The organism is Terrimonas ferruginea DSM 30193, assembly GCF_000425585.1.
Taxonomy (GTDB): Bacteria; Bacteroidota; Bacteroidia; order Chitinophagales; family Chitinophagaceae; genus Terrimonas; species Terrimonas ferruginea.
In genome coordinates, this window is the sequence record NZ_AUDS01000009.1 from 268146 (window position 1) to 286428 (window position 18283).

The window sequence follows — 18283 nt, forward strand, 5'->3', positions numbered from 1 at the left end:
ATATTTTTTAATTAATTATTGTAAAACAATAATTAATTTCTAGCTTTGAATAATAATCGTAAAATCAAAAGCAATGGGGTATACAAAAATCGTTTCCCGGATTTTATATGTAGCGGCTATGGCGGCATCGCTTTGCTATTTATTCACCGTGTTGTACTCTGTTATCTGCCTGCTTACAGGTTGGAGCACGCAGCAGCATGGCAATGGCCTGTACCTGCACATCCTCGTGCCCTTTACACAACAACCGCTTCTTGTAGTCGACAACAACATGCCGTATATTATCTTCTCTTTCCTGTTACCCCTTACGTTGTATGGTTTATTTTTCTGGTTGTCGGCCAACGTCTTCCGGATTTTTTTTCAACAAAAATTATTTACTCAGCCTCATTTCAGGCATCTCGTGGTTTTTTGTTTAACCAATCTTATTGTGCCGTTGATTGCGGTTTTTACCGCCCGCATGTTTGTAAACGTGGAAAATGAGATGTGGATGCTGGTAGCCGTACATTTCGTACTGGGATTGTTTGCCTATTTCCTTGCAGGCATTTTCCGGCAGGGATTGGAATTACAAAACGAAAAGGATTTATTTATCTGACATGCCCATCATTGTAAACATAGATGTAATGCTGGCCAGGCGCAAGATGCAAAGCAAGGAGTTGGCGGAAAGACTGGGTATTACACCCGCCAATCTTTCTATACTTAAGACGGGTAAAGCAAAGGGCGTACGCTTCGATACACTGGAGGCCATTTGTAAAATATTGGACTGTCAGCCCGGCGATATCCTCGAATACCAGCCTGATTAATTACTGATTAACACATCGGTTAAAAAAAAGCGGCGGCAACGTCGCAGGGAATCTTATTGCCTAAACTTTTCATATATGAATAAACTTTTGATCGACAAGATTTCTTTGAGTTACCGCAAAGAAGTCAAAGTGCTCGACAACATTTCACTGGAAATATCCAACGGTATGTTCGGATTGCTTGGGCCCAACGGCGCGGGAAAATCATCGCTTATGCGCACTATTGTGGGCTTGCAAAAGCCCGACGAAGGCCGCATTCTTTTCAATGAGCAGGATGTGGTAGCGAGGCCCGGCGTCTTGCATAAACAACTGGGTTTTCTGCCGCAGGATTTTGGTGTGTACCCAAAAGTGTCTGCTTACAATTTACTCGATCACCTGGCAGTATTGAAAGGAGTGGGACCGGCTGCAGTCAGAAAGAAACAGATTCTGTCATTGCTGGAAAAAGTGAATCTTGCTGCTTTCCGTCATAAAGAAGTGCATACGTTTTCCGGGGGCATGCGTCAACGTTTCGGTGTTGCGCAGGCTTTGCTCGGTAATCCGCAACTCATCATTGCCGATGAACCAACTGCGGGCCTCGATCCGGAAGAGCGTAACCGGTTCAATCTTTTACTCAGTGAGATCAGCGAGAACATCGTGGTCCTTCTGTCTACTCACCTGGTGGAAGATGTGCGAAATCTTTGTTCGCAAATGGCCATTATCCGCAATGGCCGGGTGCAGGCATTGGGACGGCCATCAGAAATGCTGGCTCTTTTGAAAGGGAAAATATGGACCAGGGCCATCGATACTACAGCGCTGCCGGCTTATCAATCTTCTCACCAGGTCATCAGCCAGCAACTCATCGAAAAATCTTTACACATAACCGTGTATGCAGAAGATATGCCCGAAGGATTTTCTCCGGCTGAACCCGTACTCGAACATGTTTACTTCCATTCGCTGTCGCTTTAAAATTTTTTTATGAAAGCAATTCTTTTGTTTGATCTCCGGCAGTTTGCGCGACAGTTGCCCGGTTATGTTATACTGCTTTTGCTGCTGTGCATGGGGATCTTCACCGGTAATAAATTCAATATGTCTGCCGGTGAAGGAGTGGAGCTGAACTCGCCTTATACCATCGGGTTCATGCTGGGACTACTAAGCCTGACGGTGATCTTCATCGCTACTTTCTTCGCTATACGGATGCTGTTTTCCGAATGGGACAATCGTGTTAACCTGCTCATTTTTACCACGCCGGTACGTAAACGATCTTTTGCTACCGGTCGCTTTCTTTCTTTGTGGTTACTGACCTTGTCAGGGTTTCTGTTTATGATAACCGGTTTTGTAATCGGTCAGCAAATGCGGGATACCGGTACGGCTTTTCATTTCCTGCATTACGCTTATCCCTGGTTGTTTTTTGGTGTGATCAACAGCCTGCTGGTATGCAGTGTACTTTATTTTGCGGGATGGGCCACACAGAATAAAATGCTGGTGGCCGTGATGGGTTTGCTGCTGTATGTGTTGTATATGGTGATCCTGCTTTTTTCCAATTCACCGTTTATGGCACAAAGCGCGCCGCAGTCGGTAGAAGCGCAACAGGTGTCGGCTGTCATCGATCCGTTTGGCGTTTCAGCCTATTTCCTGGAAACGCGCAACTTCAGCGTACAGCAACGAAACACACTGATGGTGCCGCTGTCAGGCTATTGGTTACTGAACAGAATGATTGCGGTACTTCTTTCTTTATTGTTCGTGTGGCTGGGCGCTCGCTCATTTTCCATTCATAAAAAAATAAAAAAAACGCGGGAACCAAAGGCGCTTGCTAAATCGGAAACAGCATCAGCTTATTTTCCTGTTGTTGTCAATACAGGAAAAGCCAGGTGGCTGAAAAGTCTCCGGTCATACGTGGGATTAGACCTGAAAATAACACTGCGGAGTATATCATTTGTGTTGTCGGCGATTGTGCTGTTGTTTTTATGTGGAATGGAAATGTATGCCGACATCGAAAAAGGGATCCGCCTGCCCGGAAAATACGCGGATTCGGGATTGATGGCTACCTCCATTTCTGAGAATTTCTATCTGCCGGCAGTACTGCTCGTGGTTTATTTTGTGTATGACCTTTATTGGAAAAGTTACACGTCACGGTTTCAGATGCTGGAGCGGACGAGTGTGCTGTCCTCCGCAAAATACTTCGGGCATTGGATCAGTGTGAGCGCATTAGTCAGTATCTATACCGTGTTGCTGCTTTTGCTGGGGTTATTGTTTCAATTTGTCTACGCTTATCCGCGGATTGATTGGGCTGCATACGCAGGATTACTGGTCTTCAACACGCTTCCGCTGATGCTGCTGACAGGTTTTCTGGTGTGGATCAACAGCCTGTTTACAAAACCTTTTATCGGTTTGGGGGTAACGCTTATACTGGCCTTTTTGCTGGCCGGCCCTTTTTCCGCTAAGCTATTATCTTATCCGTTGCTGCGGTTCTTTTCAGGATTCAAGGGCACTTACAGCGACTTCTGTGGTTACGGTGCTTATCTGCGGCCTTTTGTCCAGCGGTGGTTAGCGGGCGCTGCATTAACCGGCTTGCTCTGGATACTGACCTTTGCGATCCGTCGCCGGCGCATTTCGTTAGCGGGTATGGCAATGACTGTTGTTTGTATTGTGATGGCGGTATTTTCCGGTATGCAATTTATGACCGGATATGTTCCGCGTTCATCAGCAAAGCAGCAGGACAGCAATGCGGCTTACGAACAGCATTACCGTCATTACCAGCGAATGCCGCAACCTGCCGTTACCGATGTGGTTACGAAGATCGATCTCTATCCATCGCAACAAGCTTATACTGTTGATGGATATTATGTTTTGCGCAATCTGACGTCCGACACGATCACGAAGGTGCTGATCAACTTTACGGAGGGATTTGTCATTCAGCAGGCGATACTGGATGGTCAATCGATTGATACAACGGTAAAAGAAATCACGCTTGGGCACCCGATGCAACCGGGTGATTCGTTGCAAATGAGTTTTGCTTTTTCGTATAAATGGCATGCGGTCAATGGGCATCAATCATTTAATGCCATAGTGGAAAATGGTTCATTTATGCGCATCAGCCGGTATTATCCTGCCATCGGTTATCAGCAGGAGCGGGAGATCAGTGAAGAGCGGATAAGACGTGGCTATGGTTTGGGAGCCGCTACAGCTTTGAAGACACCGGAAGATCCGCGTGATAACAACTGGGATTTTGTTCAGTTGAAAATGACCGTGTCGACGGAAAAAGGACAAACGCCACTGGGGACTGGTGATCTGGTAAAACAATGGGATGAGGGCAGCAGAACCTATGCGGAGTTTTCTCCGGCACAACCGGTGCCGTTCCGGTTTGCGGTAGCTTCGGCTGCTTATACGCAACGGAAGACTAATTATAAAGGAACAGAAATAATGGTATTGTACCATCCTTTGCACGAGGAAAATGTAGATCACCTGGTCGACAACATCAAACAGACAATGGATTATTGCGAAGCGAATTTCGGACCTTATCCGTTCCGCTCGATACGGTTTGCAGAAGTGTCATCTTTTACCCGTGGCTTTGCCGCCACGGCTTATCCCGGTATAATATTCATGACGGAGAATATGGTGTTTCATGCAGACCTCGGAATTAACCGTGAGCAGGATGTGATCAATGAACTGGCCGGTCATGAGTTATCGCATTTGTGGTGGGGTAACAGCCAGCTTAGCGGGGATGAAAGGCAAGGGTCGGTGATGCTGACGGAAACACTGGCCATGTATACCGAGATGATGTTGTATCGCAGGATGTATGGCGAAAAACGAATGCGTGAGCGGTTGGCAGTTCATCAGCAGTTATATGATGAACAAAAAGGTTTTTCGGCAGAAGAACCACTGTATAAGGTAACGGGCAACAATACGCATATAGCATATTCCAAGGGTGCAATAGTGATGGTAAGGATAGCAGAGATGATCGGTGAAGAAAAGGTGAACCTTGCATTGCGGAATTTATTGGCGAAGCATCGTTATCCGTTGCAGCGGCCGGTTTCCACCGATCTGATTGATGAGTTGCTGGCAGTGAGTAGGGAGGAACATCATGCGGAGATCAGGAAGCTGATGATGGAGAGATAGTGGTGAATGGTGAACGACTAAGCCATGGTTCGTGTATACACGAACCATGGCTGTTTGTGTTTCGGTAAGCTTGGGGGGAGTGCTTAAAATTAATTGAGGATCTTCACAGCTTCACCAGTGAATAAACCGTACCGGTATTATCCGTCATGATCAATATGCGTCCGCCTTTTACTGCTTCAAAATAACAATCGAATTTCTCCGTTTGCCCCTGGAAGCGATTGGTTAGTTGCATGTTCCAGTTGTTGACGGTGAATTTCCCTTTGTATACCTGGCGGGAGAATTTTTGATTGCCTACAACGCCCGATGCGCCGGCCTGGTCGCTTTGGTAGCTGCCATTACCCATAAAGATGAATTCATGTGAGATTGATGTAGCCGTCGCCCCCGCGAAGCCACCGCTGTTCACATAATAATAGGTAAGCGACGCATAATCGCTGGCGTTCCATTTACCCGCCAGGTCGCCAGCCGCTACCGCGAATTTATTGCGGTATTGCATGCTGGCAGGTTTATCCCAGCCGAATTCATCGTTGTGGTAGGCTCCGAATTCCTGTTCGTAAGCTGCTTTTCCGTTGGTGATAAATTCAAGATACCGTCCATTTCCATTGGAGTAATGCTTCTTGAATAACACCACGTGTACTTGCTTGCCGGTAGCTTTTTCAGTGGCATCTGCTTCGCAAAACGCAATGGATTCAAAACTTTGTATGGGTTTTATTTCCATGTTCCGGATATTGGAGTAACGGGGAGCCACCAGAATATTCCACGCGTTGATGAGGCCGTCTCTCAGCACTGAATGATAAGCGTCTGCATTTTTGTTAGGATAGTGTACCAGTACTTTCAGGTTGCTTTTGACTACTTCCGCCCAGCTTTCGCGTGCATAAGTGATCCATTGATCGTTCCAATTCGTACTCAGAAATTTGAAATTGCCCGTCGTAACCGCTGGAGTAGTATTAATTGAAGCGTCAGGTTGTTTTAGCGTAATACTATTGTCGAAAGCCTCGATGGTTTTCAGGTATTGACTGACATTGTTTGTTTTTACGACAAAACTCATACAGGTGTTATAACCACTGGCTACTTTCAATACAACAGTCATATCTGTTCCGTTAAAGATCGCTTTACCGCCGGCCGAAAGAAAGCTCCAGCCCCGGCTTTGTGTGGGAATTTCTTTTTGCGGACCAGCGGTTACCTGGTATTCTTTGGCGATCAGCAGTTCCCACTCGCTGTTGAAGTCAGCATCCACGGTTCCGGTACTCGTCGTGCTTTTGTATACGCCGATCATGCACCAGCTCTGCGTTTTATTATCTATATGTGAATAATAGATGTTATTGCCAGCGATTTGTTTTTTCCATGATTTCGGAGGGATAAAGGATGCAATGTCATAGTCTTCTTGCTGAGCCGTGCCCTGTAAGGTGCAGGAGCAGAGAAAAGTCAATGCCAGGAGCGCTTTCATTTTTTATTTTAAAACTACTGGTCGCTGCCGGCATGACGCTCCCCTGAAAGGGGGAATTTGGTATTGTTTACTTCAACGCCTTATAGTCCTCCGTTGGTTTTTTTATCTCCGAAAATATACTGATAGATGTAATCGTAATTGTAACGGCTGACAAAGCTGTCCATCAGGTGGATGAATCCGCCGTATTTCAGGTCAATAGGTACATCGATGCTGAAGACAATCCATTGCGGCCCGGAAGTGTTGCAGGCTTCTTTTACTCCTTTCTTTAAGCGCATCAGTGGATAACAAACGGAGGTGTAACCATTTTTTTCCTGTGTCTGACTGGTCTTCAGCCAGTCGGAGACTTTACTTCTTTCATCGATGTTGTACAAATCCACTATGCTGAGTTGCGTGTTATAACTGAGGTATACGTATTCATTGTATTTATCCTTCATCTGCTCTTTCAGGATTGCCAGTCCTTTTTTCGCCCGTTCTACTTCAGTGTCCCGCGCGGATTTTGCCATAACCGGGAATCGCTTCTCTGGTAATTTTTTAGTGAAATGGTTTAGTCAGCCTCCGTCAAAATTGGGATGAAACAATCACCGAGAAATAGTCCGAAACCGTGATGTAAGCCGGATGGATAAAATCATGTTTTCAGGGGATAGGGCCAAAACAAAAAGCCTGCGTATAACGCAGGCCTGACAAAACAAATACACCAACACTAAAGTCTTAAGCCGATCTCCAAAGCATCCCAGTTGCTTTTGAAAGAGGGAACCATCACAGGGGTGTACTGGTAATTCGGTGTGAATGTCACAATACCGGTGCCGGGTGTATTGACAGACTTGATACCAAGGTTTTCATATACGTTGGCCACGGTGCCGGTGGCGCGCATTTTTAACGGACGGCCGTCACTCATTTTTGCATTAATGGTATACTTACCGATCGGAATATTATGGATCGCAAAATTGGCATAGTCGCCGATCTGCCTGGTAACCTTGAATGATCTTGTTTCGCCATACATACCGGTGCCAATGGGAATCAGTTCTATCTCAATTACGCCATTGTAAGGCAGATAACCTTCATAGTTTTCGCCGGCATAGTTGATGTTGAAATTGAAAGACAAAGCGCCGCCGAAGTAATTGCTCTCATTATTTGGCTGCTGGCCCAACTCATCAGGATTACCCAGACCGTAGGAAAGCAGGGCAAAGTTTTTCACTACTCCTTGTCCGGAAGGAAAAGAACTGGTGCCGCCAACAGGATACAAAGCAAACACGGCGGGTGTTTCATTATAGTTGAGTGTAACTGCCGTACCGAAGAAATAGGCAGCGCCGGCAGGAATCGTAAATTCATAATATCCATTATCGTCGGTCAGCGCGCTTCCGCTGGAGTAAAAACCGCCGGTCATCGATGATGATACACCTATGTGTGCACCTTTTATCGGTCTGCCGGTTAAGTCGGCCACATAACCACGCGCCACTCCGGCTTTCACCGGCAGCGAAGGGTAATTCGGCATTTCAGGAATGGCATTACCCATCACATTGGCATAATACTGCGTACCTGAAATATTGAAGCGTGCTTCGCCGTCAATCACGGGCAAATCGGGCTGATCTCCCCAGGAGCCGTTGCCGGAATTGGAGTTTTTGGAACAACCTGTTATGGCCATAAAAGGAACCAGCAGGAGATAGAGAAATTTCATTTTAATGCTTGTTTAATGATTGTATAATAAATGGTGGCTGGTTATCAGTTTGTCCGGATGAAGAACAGTTTGAGGCTAATATCGATATCCGGAAGGATATACATGTTTTGTTCCGGATCATTGAAGCTCTTCATGCCCCATTTCAGGCGATCCAGTTTAAAGGTGCTCTGCGCCGATATTTCATCTGTTCCCATTTCTATCACGGCGGGAAGCTGCATGCTGATCGTTTTTCCAATCAATGTAAAGTCGCCGGTGATCGTAGCGGAGGAAGAAGCATTGTCCTGCATATCTACTTTGGTGATGTGAAATTTAGCCTCAGGGAAAACAGCGATATTGAAGAAGTCGGCACTCTTTAAGTGGTTTAACAATTGCATCCGCGGACCATCTTCTTTGAGATCGGAATTGCTGATGCTGCTGATGGGAATCGTAAAATCGCCGCCGGCTATTTTACCGGTCGCGTCCGTTTGCAGTGTGCCGGATACTTTAAATCCGCCCGTGTGAGCGTGAGTGGGAGCGCTTCCTTTCCACTCAATGGAAGAGCGTTTTTCATCCACCTTGAATGTGGCTGACGGAGTGGCTTTCTTTTGTGCGCAGGATGCCAGTACAGCTATCGCGATAAGTGCGCAGGAAATCTGGTACTTCATTTTTAGTTTGTTTGACCGGCATAGCAATGCCTGCTGCACTTTACGGCAGACGTTTGGAACGCCGGTAAATTGTTAGCTGATAAGTTCAGTAGTTGAATTACGCTGCAAGATTGGCGCTATTTGCGTAGTTGTACAAATAGGATCGATGAATGCGGACTTTGGTCGTTGTAAACCGTTTGGCGTTGCTGAATGCGATACAGAATTGCCTTAATCTATAAACACCGGTGCACTTTGATTGCCGGGATTGAATTTGTCGAGACAGATCTGTTTATAATTTCTTCCGATCGGGATTTTGGTATTGTTCACCATCAGGTAATTGGGATTATATCCTGTTACCTTGTTGAGCGGAACGATAAAGGAACGATGCACGCGGAGAAAAGCCTGGATGGGCAGCAGGTTTTCCATGGCACTGATCTTTTGCTTGGTCATGTAGGTTTGCGTCGGCGTGAAGATTTTAATGTAGTCTTTGTCACTTTCAATCCAGCAAATTTCTTCTGTGTCCAATTTTATCAACTGGCGGTCGATACGCACATAAAGGTAGAAGGGCTGAGCCGTTGCGGTTGTTGCAGGTGAGGTGACAGGCTGCGTGATCGACTGCAGTTTATGGAGGTTCATTACTTTGTCGACTGCACGTAAGAAACGATCAAAGGAGATAGGTTTCAGCAGGTAGTCTACTGCATTCAGCTCAAATCCTTCGACTGCATGTTCCTGGTGGGCCGTGGTAAAAATAACGAGCGGCGGATTTTGCAGGCTTCTTACCAATTCAGTACCTGATAACCCGGGCATATTGATGTCGAGGAATATGAGGTCGGTTTCATTTTTACGCAACTCCTGGAAGGCTGTTACCGCATTGGCATACGTGCCTTGCAATTGAATCTCCGGTATCTGCGCCGCATATTTCTTTATCACCTCAATGGCATGCGGCTCATCATCTATTATCAGTGTTCTGAGTGATGTCATAAACGGTCAATTGGTCAGGTCAATATTGAGTACGGTGATGAAACAATCTTCTTCATCAAAAAAATCCAGCGAATACCTGCCCGGATACAACAGTTGCAATCGCTTTCGCACATTTTCAATACCTATTTTTCCAGCGGTACTGTTAGCGGTGTCAGTTGTTTCGGGTTTGCTGTTGCTGATATTCAAAGTAAGATGATTGCCTTGTATACGCAACTGAATATTGATCCAGGGCGTATCGATGGTCCCGGCTGTTCCATGTTTGAAGGCATTTTCGACCAGGGGCAGCATCAGCAGGGGCGCTATCTGCAGGGTTTGTGTATTATCTGCGATAAACAGATTGAGCTCAAGTCTTTCTTCATACCGGATCTTCTCCAGTTTGATATAGTCCTGCAATATTTCGATGTCTCTTTTCAGGGAAACCTGTTGCGCTGTACACTCGTACAATGAGTACCGGAGAATATTGGAAATACCCAGCACGACCTCCGGTGTTTTTTCCGATTTTTCCAAAGAAAGTGAATAGATATTGTTCAGGGAATTAAACAGGAAATGCGGGTGTAGTTGCGCCTTCAGCGAACTCAGTTCTGCCTGCAATGCGGATTGTTTTCTTTCATGAGAAAGGGTAAACAGGCGCAGGGTAATACCGATCCATACAACGGCATTGCTTCGCTCGATGGCGGTAACGAAGAGGATGGGATCGGACAATTGCGCTTCCGCGCTTCGCTGACGGCTGGCCCAGGTAAAGTTGGCGTTGCGTGCCTTGTAAAACCGGTAGATATAGGGATCTGTGATGAAAATTTCAACAACACGGTAAAGCAATGCGATGAAAAGCATGATGGCCAGTGCCACCAGGAAGGCTTTCAGGTATTGTCCTTTTATGTAGAAATGCCGCACAACGATATAATCTACCAGGTAAAAATAAAGCAGGTGCACCGGCAAAAGCATAAGGATAACCTTTACGCCCAGCTCGAAATTTTCGTAAGCCGTTCCGTAGATATAGGTCAGGAGCACAAATGCCGCCAGCCAGAAGTAAAGATGTTTTAATACCGGGTATCTGCTGATCACGTCAGTTTTTTTTACCGGCTCAAAATTAGCTGCTAATCGCAGAAAGTGGAAGCGAACGTAGACGAACGGGATATTTTGTCGACATACGGACCGGGTAAACAAAAAGGCAGGAATAAATCCTGCCTTGTCTACCATCAAACCTGCTATTCCTGTTCGTAGAGCCTTATTGAATATCTTTCAAGGTGGTAGATGAGTTGGTCAGGGAAACGACTTCTCTTACTTCACCCGTTGGTAAGGGCACCATTGTAACCAGCCGGGCTGAAGACTGCTGCTTCACAATGCCGATACCATGGGCTACCCATACGTCGATCTGCTCTTCACCGTTGCCTACCAGGGTTCCATATCTTGTTGTGCTCGTTATTTCATTGTAGTAAGCGTAGCTGAATTTGTTGCAAACAAAACTGCCTGCGGGCACCTGGATCGTTTCTACCACGGAAGTGCCTGATTCCAGCATAATGTTCTGCACCATAGAACATTGATCACCATTGCTGATGTAATCAATGCGCTGGCCTTGTTGCAGCGGGCCGTCCAGTGATAACACACTTCCGTTTTTGATCACATTTTCCATCGTCATGTAAGCGGGAAAACCGAACAGTTCTGCTTTGGTAACGGTAGTATTGGGCATGTTGTTGAGTAATGTAATCACATAATTCCAGGCTTCGGGAACTTTGATCTCATTGTAGGTTTTTCCATTGAGGGTAAAAATCTTGTTGTCGAGCGGCATGGTAGTACCAGAACTTTCGATCTCGGAATGGAGGTTATAAACTTTGATGCCGGAAGAGTCTTTTTGACCGGAGATCCATTGGGTAGCGGTGCCCGTGCTGCCATCGGTCTGAATATCGTAGACGAATTTTTTATTCTGGGCAGGAATAAACGTTTTCGAAACATCCGGGCCGTCTTTCTTTTCCGAACTCTTTGTGCAGCTTACCATTAAAGCGGCTGCTAACAGCATGCCTGACACTTTTGTTGTGCAGGAGAATAAATTACTTGTGCGCATATATCAAAAAATGAATGAAGCGCGAAAATATTCTACCCGGACTGCCGGTTCAAAACAAAGCGATGGGTGTCAAATTTTGTAGCCGGACAACCGGAAGTGTCGACGAAAGAGCAAAGCTCTCCTGGAAGAAGAGCTTTGCCGGAAGAGGATATGTCGCATGACGCACCTGATCAAATTTTCAAATGAATATCAGGCATCAGGTATTTCGGGCTCTACGAGTTTTGCCAGTTTTTCCAGTGACTCCTGCCAGCCGAGATAGCACATGTCTGCAGGGATCATAGCGGGAATGTTTTCCTGTTTTATTTTGATCTCTGTTCCCGCAACACTTTTCTTTAACCAAACCGAAGTGGTCATTTCTCCGGGCAGGGCAGGGTCGTCGAACTTATCGGTGTATTGCAGGAATTCATTGGCCTGGAATTCGATATAAGTGCCGCCGAAAGAATGGCCATTGCCGGTAGTGAAGTTGTGGAAAGACATTTTGAACGTACCGCCTTTTTTCGCCTCCATTTGCTGTACGGTACAAAGGAAGCCGTAGGGTGGAAGCCAGGAAGCGATGGCAACAGGATCGGTAAAGGCGCGGAATACTTTTTCCGGCGAAGTCTTGAGCACTCTGTGCAGGGAAACTGTGTTGTCTGACATAAAATGTGTTTTTGTTTACACAAAGATGGTCAGACGTTTTGATCCGGAAGATGGCCGCTCACGACATTCTAAGGGGCCGGATGCGGCGTGAATGGTCAATCGTCAATCGTCAATCGTGAATAGTGAATGGTGAATAGTGAATAGGCAGCATTGACTTACTACTTAATACTTACTACTTAATACTTATAACTTAAACTCAAATCAGCCAGGCCAGCATCATCTTTTTACCATATTGATCCCAGTCTTTCAACGCTTTTTCCAAAGCCGTCATCATGCCGGTGCGATCTACCTTTTTCCCTTTGGTAGCCGGTATCACCACCTTCATGCCTGCCTCATTGAGCAATTGCACGCGCGTGGCAAACCAGGTCGTATGCAGGCGGGGAATGCCCATGCCCAATATCATTCCGGGTAAACCGGTTATGCCTTCGGGGCCACCGCTCACCGGAATTTCTTCTGCATAAAAAGCAAATACGGCGATTGTATCATAAAGAATACCTACTGCTTTGCGGCACTCGAAACCCGCAATCGTACGTGTATCGGGCGTGATCTTCCATTTGATCTTGAGCAGGCTGTCCTCCACGAGATAAGTTTGTTCGTAGATCGGTTTTTGTGCAGTGGTGGTACCGGTGGTATAGTTGTTATATACCACGTTGTTGTCGGCAAACGGCTCAAACCATTTACCACGCGCCACCACGGCGGCCTTGGTTTGTTTGTACAGGGAATGACTGGCATCTCCCGTAAAATTGAAATAGGAAAATACTTCCTGTGGACGATTGTCTTTCGAGCGTTCAAACCATTCGGGTTGAATTTCTTTGAGCAACGGCCATACCGCTACCCGTTTTTCAAATTCAACACTTACCTGGTTGAGGAAGGTGGTTTGTGCGCTTGCAGAAAACGCAACCAATATCAATGCTATTGAGAATATCTTTTTCATACTAATGTCTTTTTTAGCGGTATTATTTGCCCGGCATTTTGTTGAAAGTCCAGCTTGCCTGTACCAGGAAGTAACGTCCCAGCAGATCATAGCGTTGCTCACTGAAGAAGTTGCTGTTAATCGTACGCTGGAACCCGATGTTCTGATTCAGGATGTCATGCGCAATAAAGGAGAGCTTCAACGTTTTTTCTTTAAAGAAACGACGGCTTAGTTCTGCATTCCACACGATCTGCCTGTTGCTGGCAAAACGGTTGGTGCTTTGGCGGATATTAGCTTCCACTTCTGTAGACAGTTCGAATTTTGCCGGCAGCATTACCCATCCTTCAACGTCGCCGCTGTATACCCAATAGTTATTATTGACATCCGGGCTCAGCGATGATTTGGAGATACTTCTTTCCACTTTGGGATACATGGCAAAGTTGTATTTCTGATCCAGGCTGTAACGCAGACCGTAACGCAGCGAGAAGGTATAGTATGTGTTCTCGTTACGGGCATTGTTCAGGAAGTTGGCTGTACGTCCGCCACTGGCATTCGGCGATATTTCATGGATCAGTTTTTTGTCACCGCCACCGCTGTTCCAGTCTCCATACAGGTACCAGTTATAGTTGCCGTTTACGTTCACGGGCATATAAGTGGTTTTGCCGGTTTCCAGGTCTACCACGCTGGTTGTACTTACTGTATTGCGAAGAAAATTGATGCCGACGCCCACCCAGGTATATTGCTGGGTCAGTACTTTATAGTTGTTATAGTTCAGGTTGAGGTTGTGATTGAACGCCACTTTCAGATCGGGGTTGCCCACATATATCCGCAGGGGATCGTCGTTGTTGCGCAGCGGTTGCAATTGATTCAGGGTCGGCTGCACCGTGTTGCCTTTATAACTGAGCGAAATGCCTTCCTGTTGCTTGAGCTGATAACGGAATTGCGCCTGCGGCGTGAAACCGGTGAAGTTATAGGTTGTACGCGTGGCAATATCCAGGTTATCGAGGCGCAGGCGGATGGCGGACAAACCGGAACCGAAAGCCATACGCAGTTTTTTACCGGTGTAACGGGCAAACAATGTTCCGGCGTTGCTGGTGGCGTCCAGGTCGGCGTTGTTGCTGAAGGTCGGATTGAGGTCTGTATATTTTCCGTCCACATCTTTATCGAAACTGTTGCGATGCGAGGATGATTTACTTTGGTTAAAACTATATTCCGCAATCAGGTTCCACAGCTCGGTCAGCGGTTCGTTATAGGTGAACTTCACGCCATAGTTGGTGGCGTTACCATTATTACGTTTTTGCTGATCGATCACTTCCAGTGAATCCAATACATTCGGCGGACCGTTTCTCCTTACAAAACGTGACACGGATTGCAGCAGCGCCGTTTGCTGGTCGTCGATCAGCGTAAGACGTGCGGTAGTTACTAGTTGGCGGTTCTTTTTCTTAAAGAGTTGCTTATAAGTAAGTACGTTGTCGAGCTGGCGCTTTTCCGTATGTTGTTCGTTGTTTCTGTTATTGGTGTTGAGCGTGTCGAGGTTGTCGTTCAATGCCTCACTATAGGTATTTCCGTAGTTGTCGTTTTTCTTAAAACTGCCGGCAATAACATATTTGATACTGGCCAGTGAATCGATCTTCCATTCGTATTTTCCATTCAAGGAATGTTGCTGGGCCAGTCCCTCTGTACGCGCTACCGAATTGTTATAGTTGCTGATATCACCGATAGTGGTCTGCGATACGGTGCGGGTGGTATTGTTTGTACCCAAACGGTTATAGAGGTAGGAGAAATTCAATTTGTGCTTGTCTTCTCTCCATTTGTTTCCATACAAACCGCCGGCAGTATAGGAATTGGGCAAACCGCGGAGACTCCAGTTGCTGAATTCATCGGTAGAACCGAAGCTGTAATAATAACCGCTGATTTCATCATATTCGTAGTCGTTCTCGATACCGAGTTTGTTACGGTCTTCCCAGCCTAAGGCACCGGTGTTTATCTGGCTTTTGGTGCCGTAAACAGAGAACTTCTGGTTGCCCGTAAAACGGTTGTACATTACTTTACCATTTACCAATTTATCAAAGTCGGTGCTTCCTTCCACACGTCCGAAATAACCTTTTTTCGCACTTTCCTTTAATTTGATATTGATGGTTTTTGACCCTTCACCTGTGGCGCCGATGCTTTTCAACTGATCCTGGTCGCTTTTGCTTTCGAATACCTGTACCTTATCTACGGCTTTGGCACCTATATTTTGTGTGGCAATGGTGGGATCATCCCCGAAAAACTCTTCACCATCTACCAATACTTTGTCTACTTTTTTACCTTGTGCGGTGATTTCGCCTTTGCTGTTGACCTGCAGGCCTGGTAACACTTTGAGTAATTCTTCCACGGTGGCACCTGGTCTTACGCGGAAACTATCTGCCGTAAATTCGGTGGTGTCGCCTTTTATTTTCATCGCGCTGCCGCTGCGGATCACGATTTCCTGAAGCAACTGACTGCGAAGGGTAAAGGCTACATTGCCCAGATCGAGGCTTTGGCCGGATGAAAGCGAGATCTTATCTGTCCAGTCAACAAATTTTGGGTAAGTAATTTGTACTACATAGTCGCCCGGCGCGATACTGTCGAGACGAAACTGACCCTGCGCGTTGGAGCGCGTAAACGTAACGAGCACGGAATCCTGCGCACGCAACAAAACAACAGAGGCCTGGTGAAGGACTTTATTGTCGGCAGTGTCACGAACGGTGCCGTTGATGGATCCGGTGGATTGACTGAATACGGGAAAGGCAAAAAAAAGCAGGCACGAAGCCAGGAGGAGTCGTCTCATGAACAAATAGCTGGTGATGGTGCAAAATATGGTTTGGTTCCGTTCTAAGCCGGGCGTTTTATATAAGCGCCGTAAAAATGATGATTTCCGGTTGAAGAACCACGAAGGCCTTCTTATTTCGCTGTTAATGTTTTAATAAAAAGGGTGAGATGCAGCGGTTAGCAGAATCCACAAGGTGGCGGATTAAATTTTTTTAATAACGCGGGTAGTACGTGAAAATTGCGCGAACTTACCGTTGTTTCAAAAACTATAACATAATGAGCGATCGCTACGAAGATTTGCATTTTATCGATACCACAAAAAATGTCTGGAACTATTCGTTGCTGACAGCAGAAGACATTGCAAATTTTCAGGCAGGCACACACTACCGGCTTTATCAAAAATTTGGCTCGCGTTCCTGCCAGGTAAATGGAACCTGGGGCGTTTATTTTTGTGTGTGGGCGCCGAACGCAACTGAAGTATCCGTTACCGGCAATTTCAATAACTGGGAAAAGCGATCGCATCTTTTAACCGCACGCTGGGATAAAAGCGGCGTGTGGGAAGGATTCATCCCGGCACTTGGGTTGGGCGAGATCTATAAATATTACATTATCGGATTTGAAGGGCGCGCAACAGAAAAAACAGATCCCTTTGCCAATTATTGCGAAGTACGCCCATTGACTGCTTCCATCACCTGGGACATGTATTACGATTGGAAAGATGCGGCGTGGATGAAGCAACGCAAAAAACGCAACGCACTCGATGCGCCGTGGAGTGTGTATGAGGTGCATCTCGCCAGTTGGCAAAGACCCGATGCATTTGATGAAGAATCATATAATACCTATGACCAGATCCGCGAACGCCTGGTTCCGTATGTGAAGGAAATGGGATTTACCCATGTCGAATTCATGCCGGTGATGGAACATCCCTTCGACGGAAGCTGGGGCTATCAATGCACCGGTTATTTCGCCGCTACCTCAAGATTCGGCGATCCGCAGGGACTGATGCGGTTGATCGATGCATTTCATGCTGAAAATATCGGTGTCATTCTCGATTGGGTGCCTTCGCATTTTCCCTATGATTCACACGGGCTCTTCATGTTCGACGGCACACATACCTATGAGTATGCGGACATGCGCAAAGGTTTTCATCCTGATTGGAACAGTTATATTTTTAATTATAAACGTGGCGAGGTAAAATCCTTTCTCATCAGCAGTGCACGTTTCTGGTTCGACTATTTTCATATCGATGGTATTCGTGTGGATGCGGTGAGCTCGATACTCAAACTTGATTACTCGAGAGAAGAAGGAGAGTGGGAGCCGAATGAATTTGGTGGAAACGGAAATATCGAAGCCATTGCCTTCATCCGCGATCTCAATGAAACGATCTATCGCGATTTTCCGGATGTGCAGACTATAGCGGAAGAATCCACCGACTGGCCGGGCGTGTCGCGGCATACCTGGCACGGAGGCCTGGGATTCGGGATGAAATGGATGATGGGCTGGATGCACGATACACTCGATTACTTTGCACTCGACCCCATCGAACGGCGCAATCATCAGCATAAGTTTTCATTCAGCATGATGTATTATTATGATGAAAATTTCATGCTGCCGCTGAGTCACGATGAAGTAGTACATGGCAAGAGTCCGATGTTGTATAAAATGCCGGGTGATGAATGGCAGAAATTCGCCACGCTGCGCCTGATGTACACGTATATGTGGATGCACCCCGGCGCCAAGCTGCTTTTCATGGGCAATGAAATAGGACAAACCACCGAATGGAATTATAAGTCGGAACTCAATTGGGGGCTGCTGCAATACCCGTTGCACAAAGGCGTGCAAACCTGTATAGCCGACCTGAACAGTCTTTTGACGACCGAACCCGCTTTATACGAATACCAGTTCAGGGAAGAAGGGTTCGCCTGGTGCGACCTCAACCATGCGGAAGAATCGGTCATCAGTTTTATCAGAAAAGGAAAAGACCCCAAAGACGACCTGCTCATCGTCCTCAATATGACACCGGTGGTGCGCAACGACTGGGCCATTGAGGTAAGTGAAAAGCCTTATTCTGCGGAAATATTCAATAGCGATAAGCCGGTTTACGGAGGAACAGGCGATAGCTACAATCCCGATATCCGCACAGAAATCATTGATAAAAAGGCCAAAAAGGTAAGAATATTGGTGAATTTGCCACCGCTGGGTGCCATTGTTCTCAAATAAGCGTAAATTGGAATAGATATTGGTATAAAATTTAACATCAAAAGACT

The 18283-nt window shown here is 46.3% G+C and carries 15 protein-coding genes; 5 read left to right on the top strand and 10 right to left on the bottom strand.

Annotation, left to right across the window (positions count from 1 at the left end):
- Positions 1 to 73: 73 nt before the first annotated feature.
- From H608_RS0102640 to H608_RS0102655, 4 genes are all read left to right on the top strand, one after another.
- On the top strand, positions 74 to 589 hold the full coding sequence (locus tag H608_RS0102640; protein WP_028786314.1) for a hypothetical protein: 516 nt from the start codon (positions 74 to 76) through the stop codon (positions 587 to 589).
- 1 nt (position 590) lies between these two features.
- Positions 591 to 797 carry a helix-turn-helix domain-containing protein gene (locus tag H608_RS0102645; protein WP_028786315.1) on the top strand — a complete coding sequence of 69 codons (207 nt, stop codon included), beginning with the start codon at positions 591 to 593 and terminating at the stop codon, positions 795 to 797.
- Positions 798 to 872: 75 nt separating this feature from the next.
- Positions 873 to 1739, top strand: a complete 867-nt coding sequence (locus tag H608_RS0102650) for an ABC transporter ATP-binding protein (protein WP_028786316.1) — start codon at positions 873 to 875, stop codon at positions 1737 to 1739.
- A gap of 9 nt (positions 1740 to 1748) precedes the next feature.
- Positions 1749 to 4889 (top strand): M1 family aminopeptidase, encoded by a 3141-nt coding sequence (locus H608_RS0102655; RefSeq protein ID WP_028786317.1) that lies wholly within the window; start codon positions 1749 to 1751, stop codon positions 4887 to 4889.
- Between the two features lie 103 nt (positions 4890 to 4992).
- Here the strand turns inward: H608_RS0102655 and H608_RS0102660 are convergent, their stop codons facing one another.
- From H608_RS0102660 to H608_RS0102710, 10 genes are all read right to left on the bottom strand, one after another.
- The gene (locus tag H608_RS0102660; protein ID WP_028786318.1) at positions 4993 to 6333 is read right to left on the bottom strand and encodes a hypothetical protein; all 1341 of its coding nucleotides are present in this window, start codon (positions 6331 to 6333) and stop codon (positions 4993 to 4995) included.
- A gap of 80 nt (positions 6334 to 6413) precedes the next feature.
- The gene (locus H608_RS0102665) at positions 6414 to 6836 is read right to left on the bottom strand and encodes a hypothetical protein (protein ID WP_028786319.1); all 423 of its coding nucleotides are present in this window, start codon (positions 6834 to 6836) and stop codon (positions 6414 to 6416) included.
- 197 nt (positions 6837 to 7033) lie between these two features.
- The gene (locus tag H608_RS0102670; protein WP_028786320.1) at positions 7034 to 8008 is read right to left on the bottom strand and encodes a carboxypeptidase-like regulatory domain-containing protein; all 975 of its coding nucleotides are present in this window, start codon (positions 8006 to 8008) and stop codon (positions 7034 to 7036) included.
- A 44-nt stretch (positions 8009 to 8052) separates the two neighbouring features.
- A complete protein-coding gene (locus tag H608_RS21005; RefSeq protein ID WP_051267959.1) occupies positions 8053 to 8652 on the bottom strand; it encodes a YceI family protein in 600 nt (199 codons plus the stop codon).
- A 207-nt stretch (positions 8653 to 8859) separates the two neighbouring features.
- The gene (locus H608_RS0102680; RefSeq protein ID WP_028786321.1) at positions 8860 to 9612 is read right to left on the bottom strand and encodes a LytR/AlgR family response regulator transcription factor; all 753 of its coding nucleotides are present in this window, start codon (positions 9610 to 9612) and stop codon (positions 8860 to 8862) included.
- A gap of 6 nt (positions 9613 to 9618) precedes the next feature.
- Positions 9619 to 10674 (bottom strand): sensor histidine kinase, encoded by a 1056-nt coding sequence (locus tag H608_RS0102685; protein WP_051267961.1) that lies wholly within the window; start codon positions 10672 to 10674, stop codon positions 9619 to 9621.
- A gap of 163 nt (positions 10675 to 10837) precedes the next feature.
- Positions 10838 to 11626, bottom strand: coding sequence for a hypothetical protein (locus H608_RS0102690; RefSeq protein ID WP_028786323.1), 789 nt, complete (start codon positions 11624 to 11626; stop codon positions 10838 to 10840).
- A gap of 234 nt (positions 11627 to 11860) precedes the next feature.
- On the bottom strand, positions 11861 to 12310 hold the full coding sequence (locus H608_RS0102700) for an SRPBCC family protein (RefSeq protein WP_028786324.1): 450 nt from the start codon (positions 12308 to 12310) through the stop codon (positions 11861 to 11863).
- A gap of 196 nt (positions 12311 to 12506) precedes the next feature.
- Positions 12507 to 13244 (bottom strand): GLPGLI family protein, encoded by a 738-nt coding sequence (locus H608_RS23350; RefSeq protein WP_051267963.1) that lies wholly within the window; start codon positions 13242 to 13244, stop codon positions 12507 to 12509.
- Positions 13245 to 13266: 22 nt separating this feature from the next.
- A complete protein-coding gene (locus tag H608_RS0102710; RefSeq protein WP_028786325.1) occupies positions 13267 to 16035 on the bottom strand; it encodes a TonB-dependent receptor in 2769 nt (922 codons plus the stop codon).
- Positions 16036 to 16292: 257 nt separating this feature from the next.
- Here H608_RS0102710 and glgB point away from each other — a divergent pair, with 257 nt between their 5' ends.
- Positions 16293 to 18236: a 1,4-alpha-glucan branching protein GlgB gene (gene glgB, locus H608_RS0102715; protein ID WP_038006842.1), complete on the top strand. Its 1944-nt coding sequence runs from the start codon at positions 16293 to 16295 to the stop codon at positions 18234 to 18236.
- Positions 18237 to 18283 lie beyond the last annotated feature (47 nt).

What these genes read in the sequence shown, in the direction of transcription:
- H608_RS0102690 (WP_028786323.1), bottom strand. Translation starts at nt 11,626, where the DNA reads ATGCTGTTAGCAGCCGCTTTAATGGTAAGCTGCACAAAGAGTTCGGAA.
- H608_RS0102650 (WP_028786316.1), top strand. Translation starts at nt 873, where the DNA reads ATGAATAAACTTTTGATCGACAAGATTTCTTTGAGTTACCGCAAAGAA.
- glgB (WP_038006842.1), top strand. Translation starts at nt 16,293, where the DNA reads ATGAGCGATCGCTACGAAGATTTGCATTTTATCGATACCACAAAAAAT.
- H608_RS0102710 (WP_028786325.1), bottom strand. Translation starts at nt 16,035, where the DNA reads ATGAGACGACTCCTCCTGGCTTCGTGCCTGCTTTTTTTTGCCTTTCCC.
- H608_RS0102645 (WP_028786315.1), top strand. Translation starts at nt 591, where the DNA reads ATGCCCATCATTGTAAACATAGATGTAATGCTGGCCAGGCGCAAGATG.
- H608_RS0102640 (WP_028786314.1), top strand. Translation starts at nt 74, where the DNA reads ATGGGGTATACAAAAATCGTTTCCCGGATTTTATATGTAGCGGCTATG.
- H608_RS0102655 (WP_028786317.1), top strand. Translation starts at nt 1,749, where the DNA reads ATGAAAGCAATTCTTTTGTTTGATCTCCGGCAGTTTGCGCGACAGTTG.
- H608_RS0102665 (WP_028786319.1), bottom strand. Translation starts at nt 6,836, where the DNA reads ATGGCAAAATCCGCGCGGGACACTGAAGTAGAACGGGCGAAAAAAGGA.
- H608_RS0102680 (WP_028786321.1), bottom strand. Translation starts at nt 9,612, where the DNA reads ATGACATCACTCAGAACACTGATAATAGATGATGAGCCGCATGCCATT.
- H608_RS0102660 (WP_028786318.1), bottom strand. Translation starts at nt 6,333, where the DNA reads ATGAAAGCGCTCCTGGCATTGACTTTTCTCTGCTCCTGCACCTTACAG.
- H608_RS21005 (WP_051267959.1), bottom strand. Translation starts at nt 8,652, where the DNA reads ATGAAGTACCAGATTTCCTGCGCACTTATCGCGATAGCTGTACTGGCA.
- H608_RS0102670 (WP_028786320.1), bottom strand. Translation starts at nt 8,008, where the DNA reads ATGAAATTTCTCTATCTCCTGCTGGTTCCTTTTATGGCCATAACAGGT.
- H608_RS0102700 (WP_028786324.1), bottom strand. Translation starts at nt 12,310, where the DNA reads ATGTCAGACAACACAGTTTCCCTGCACAGAGTGCTCAAGACTTCGCCG.
- H608_RS23350 (WP_051267963.1), bottom strand. Translation starts at nt 13,244, where the DNA reads ATGAAAAAGATATTCTCAATAGCATTGATATTGGTTGCGTTTTCTGCA.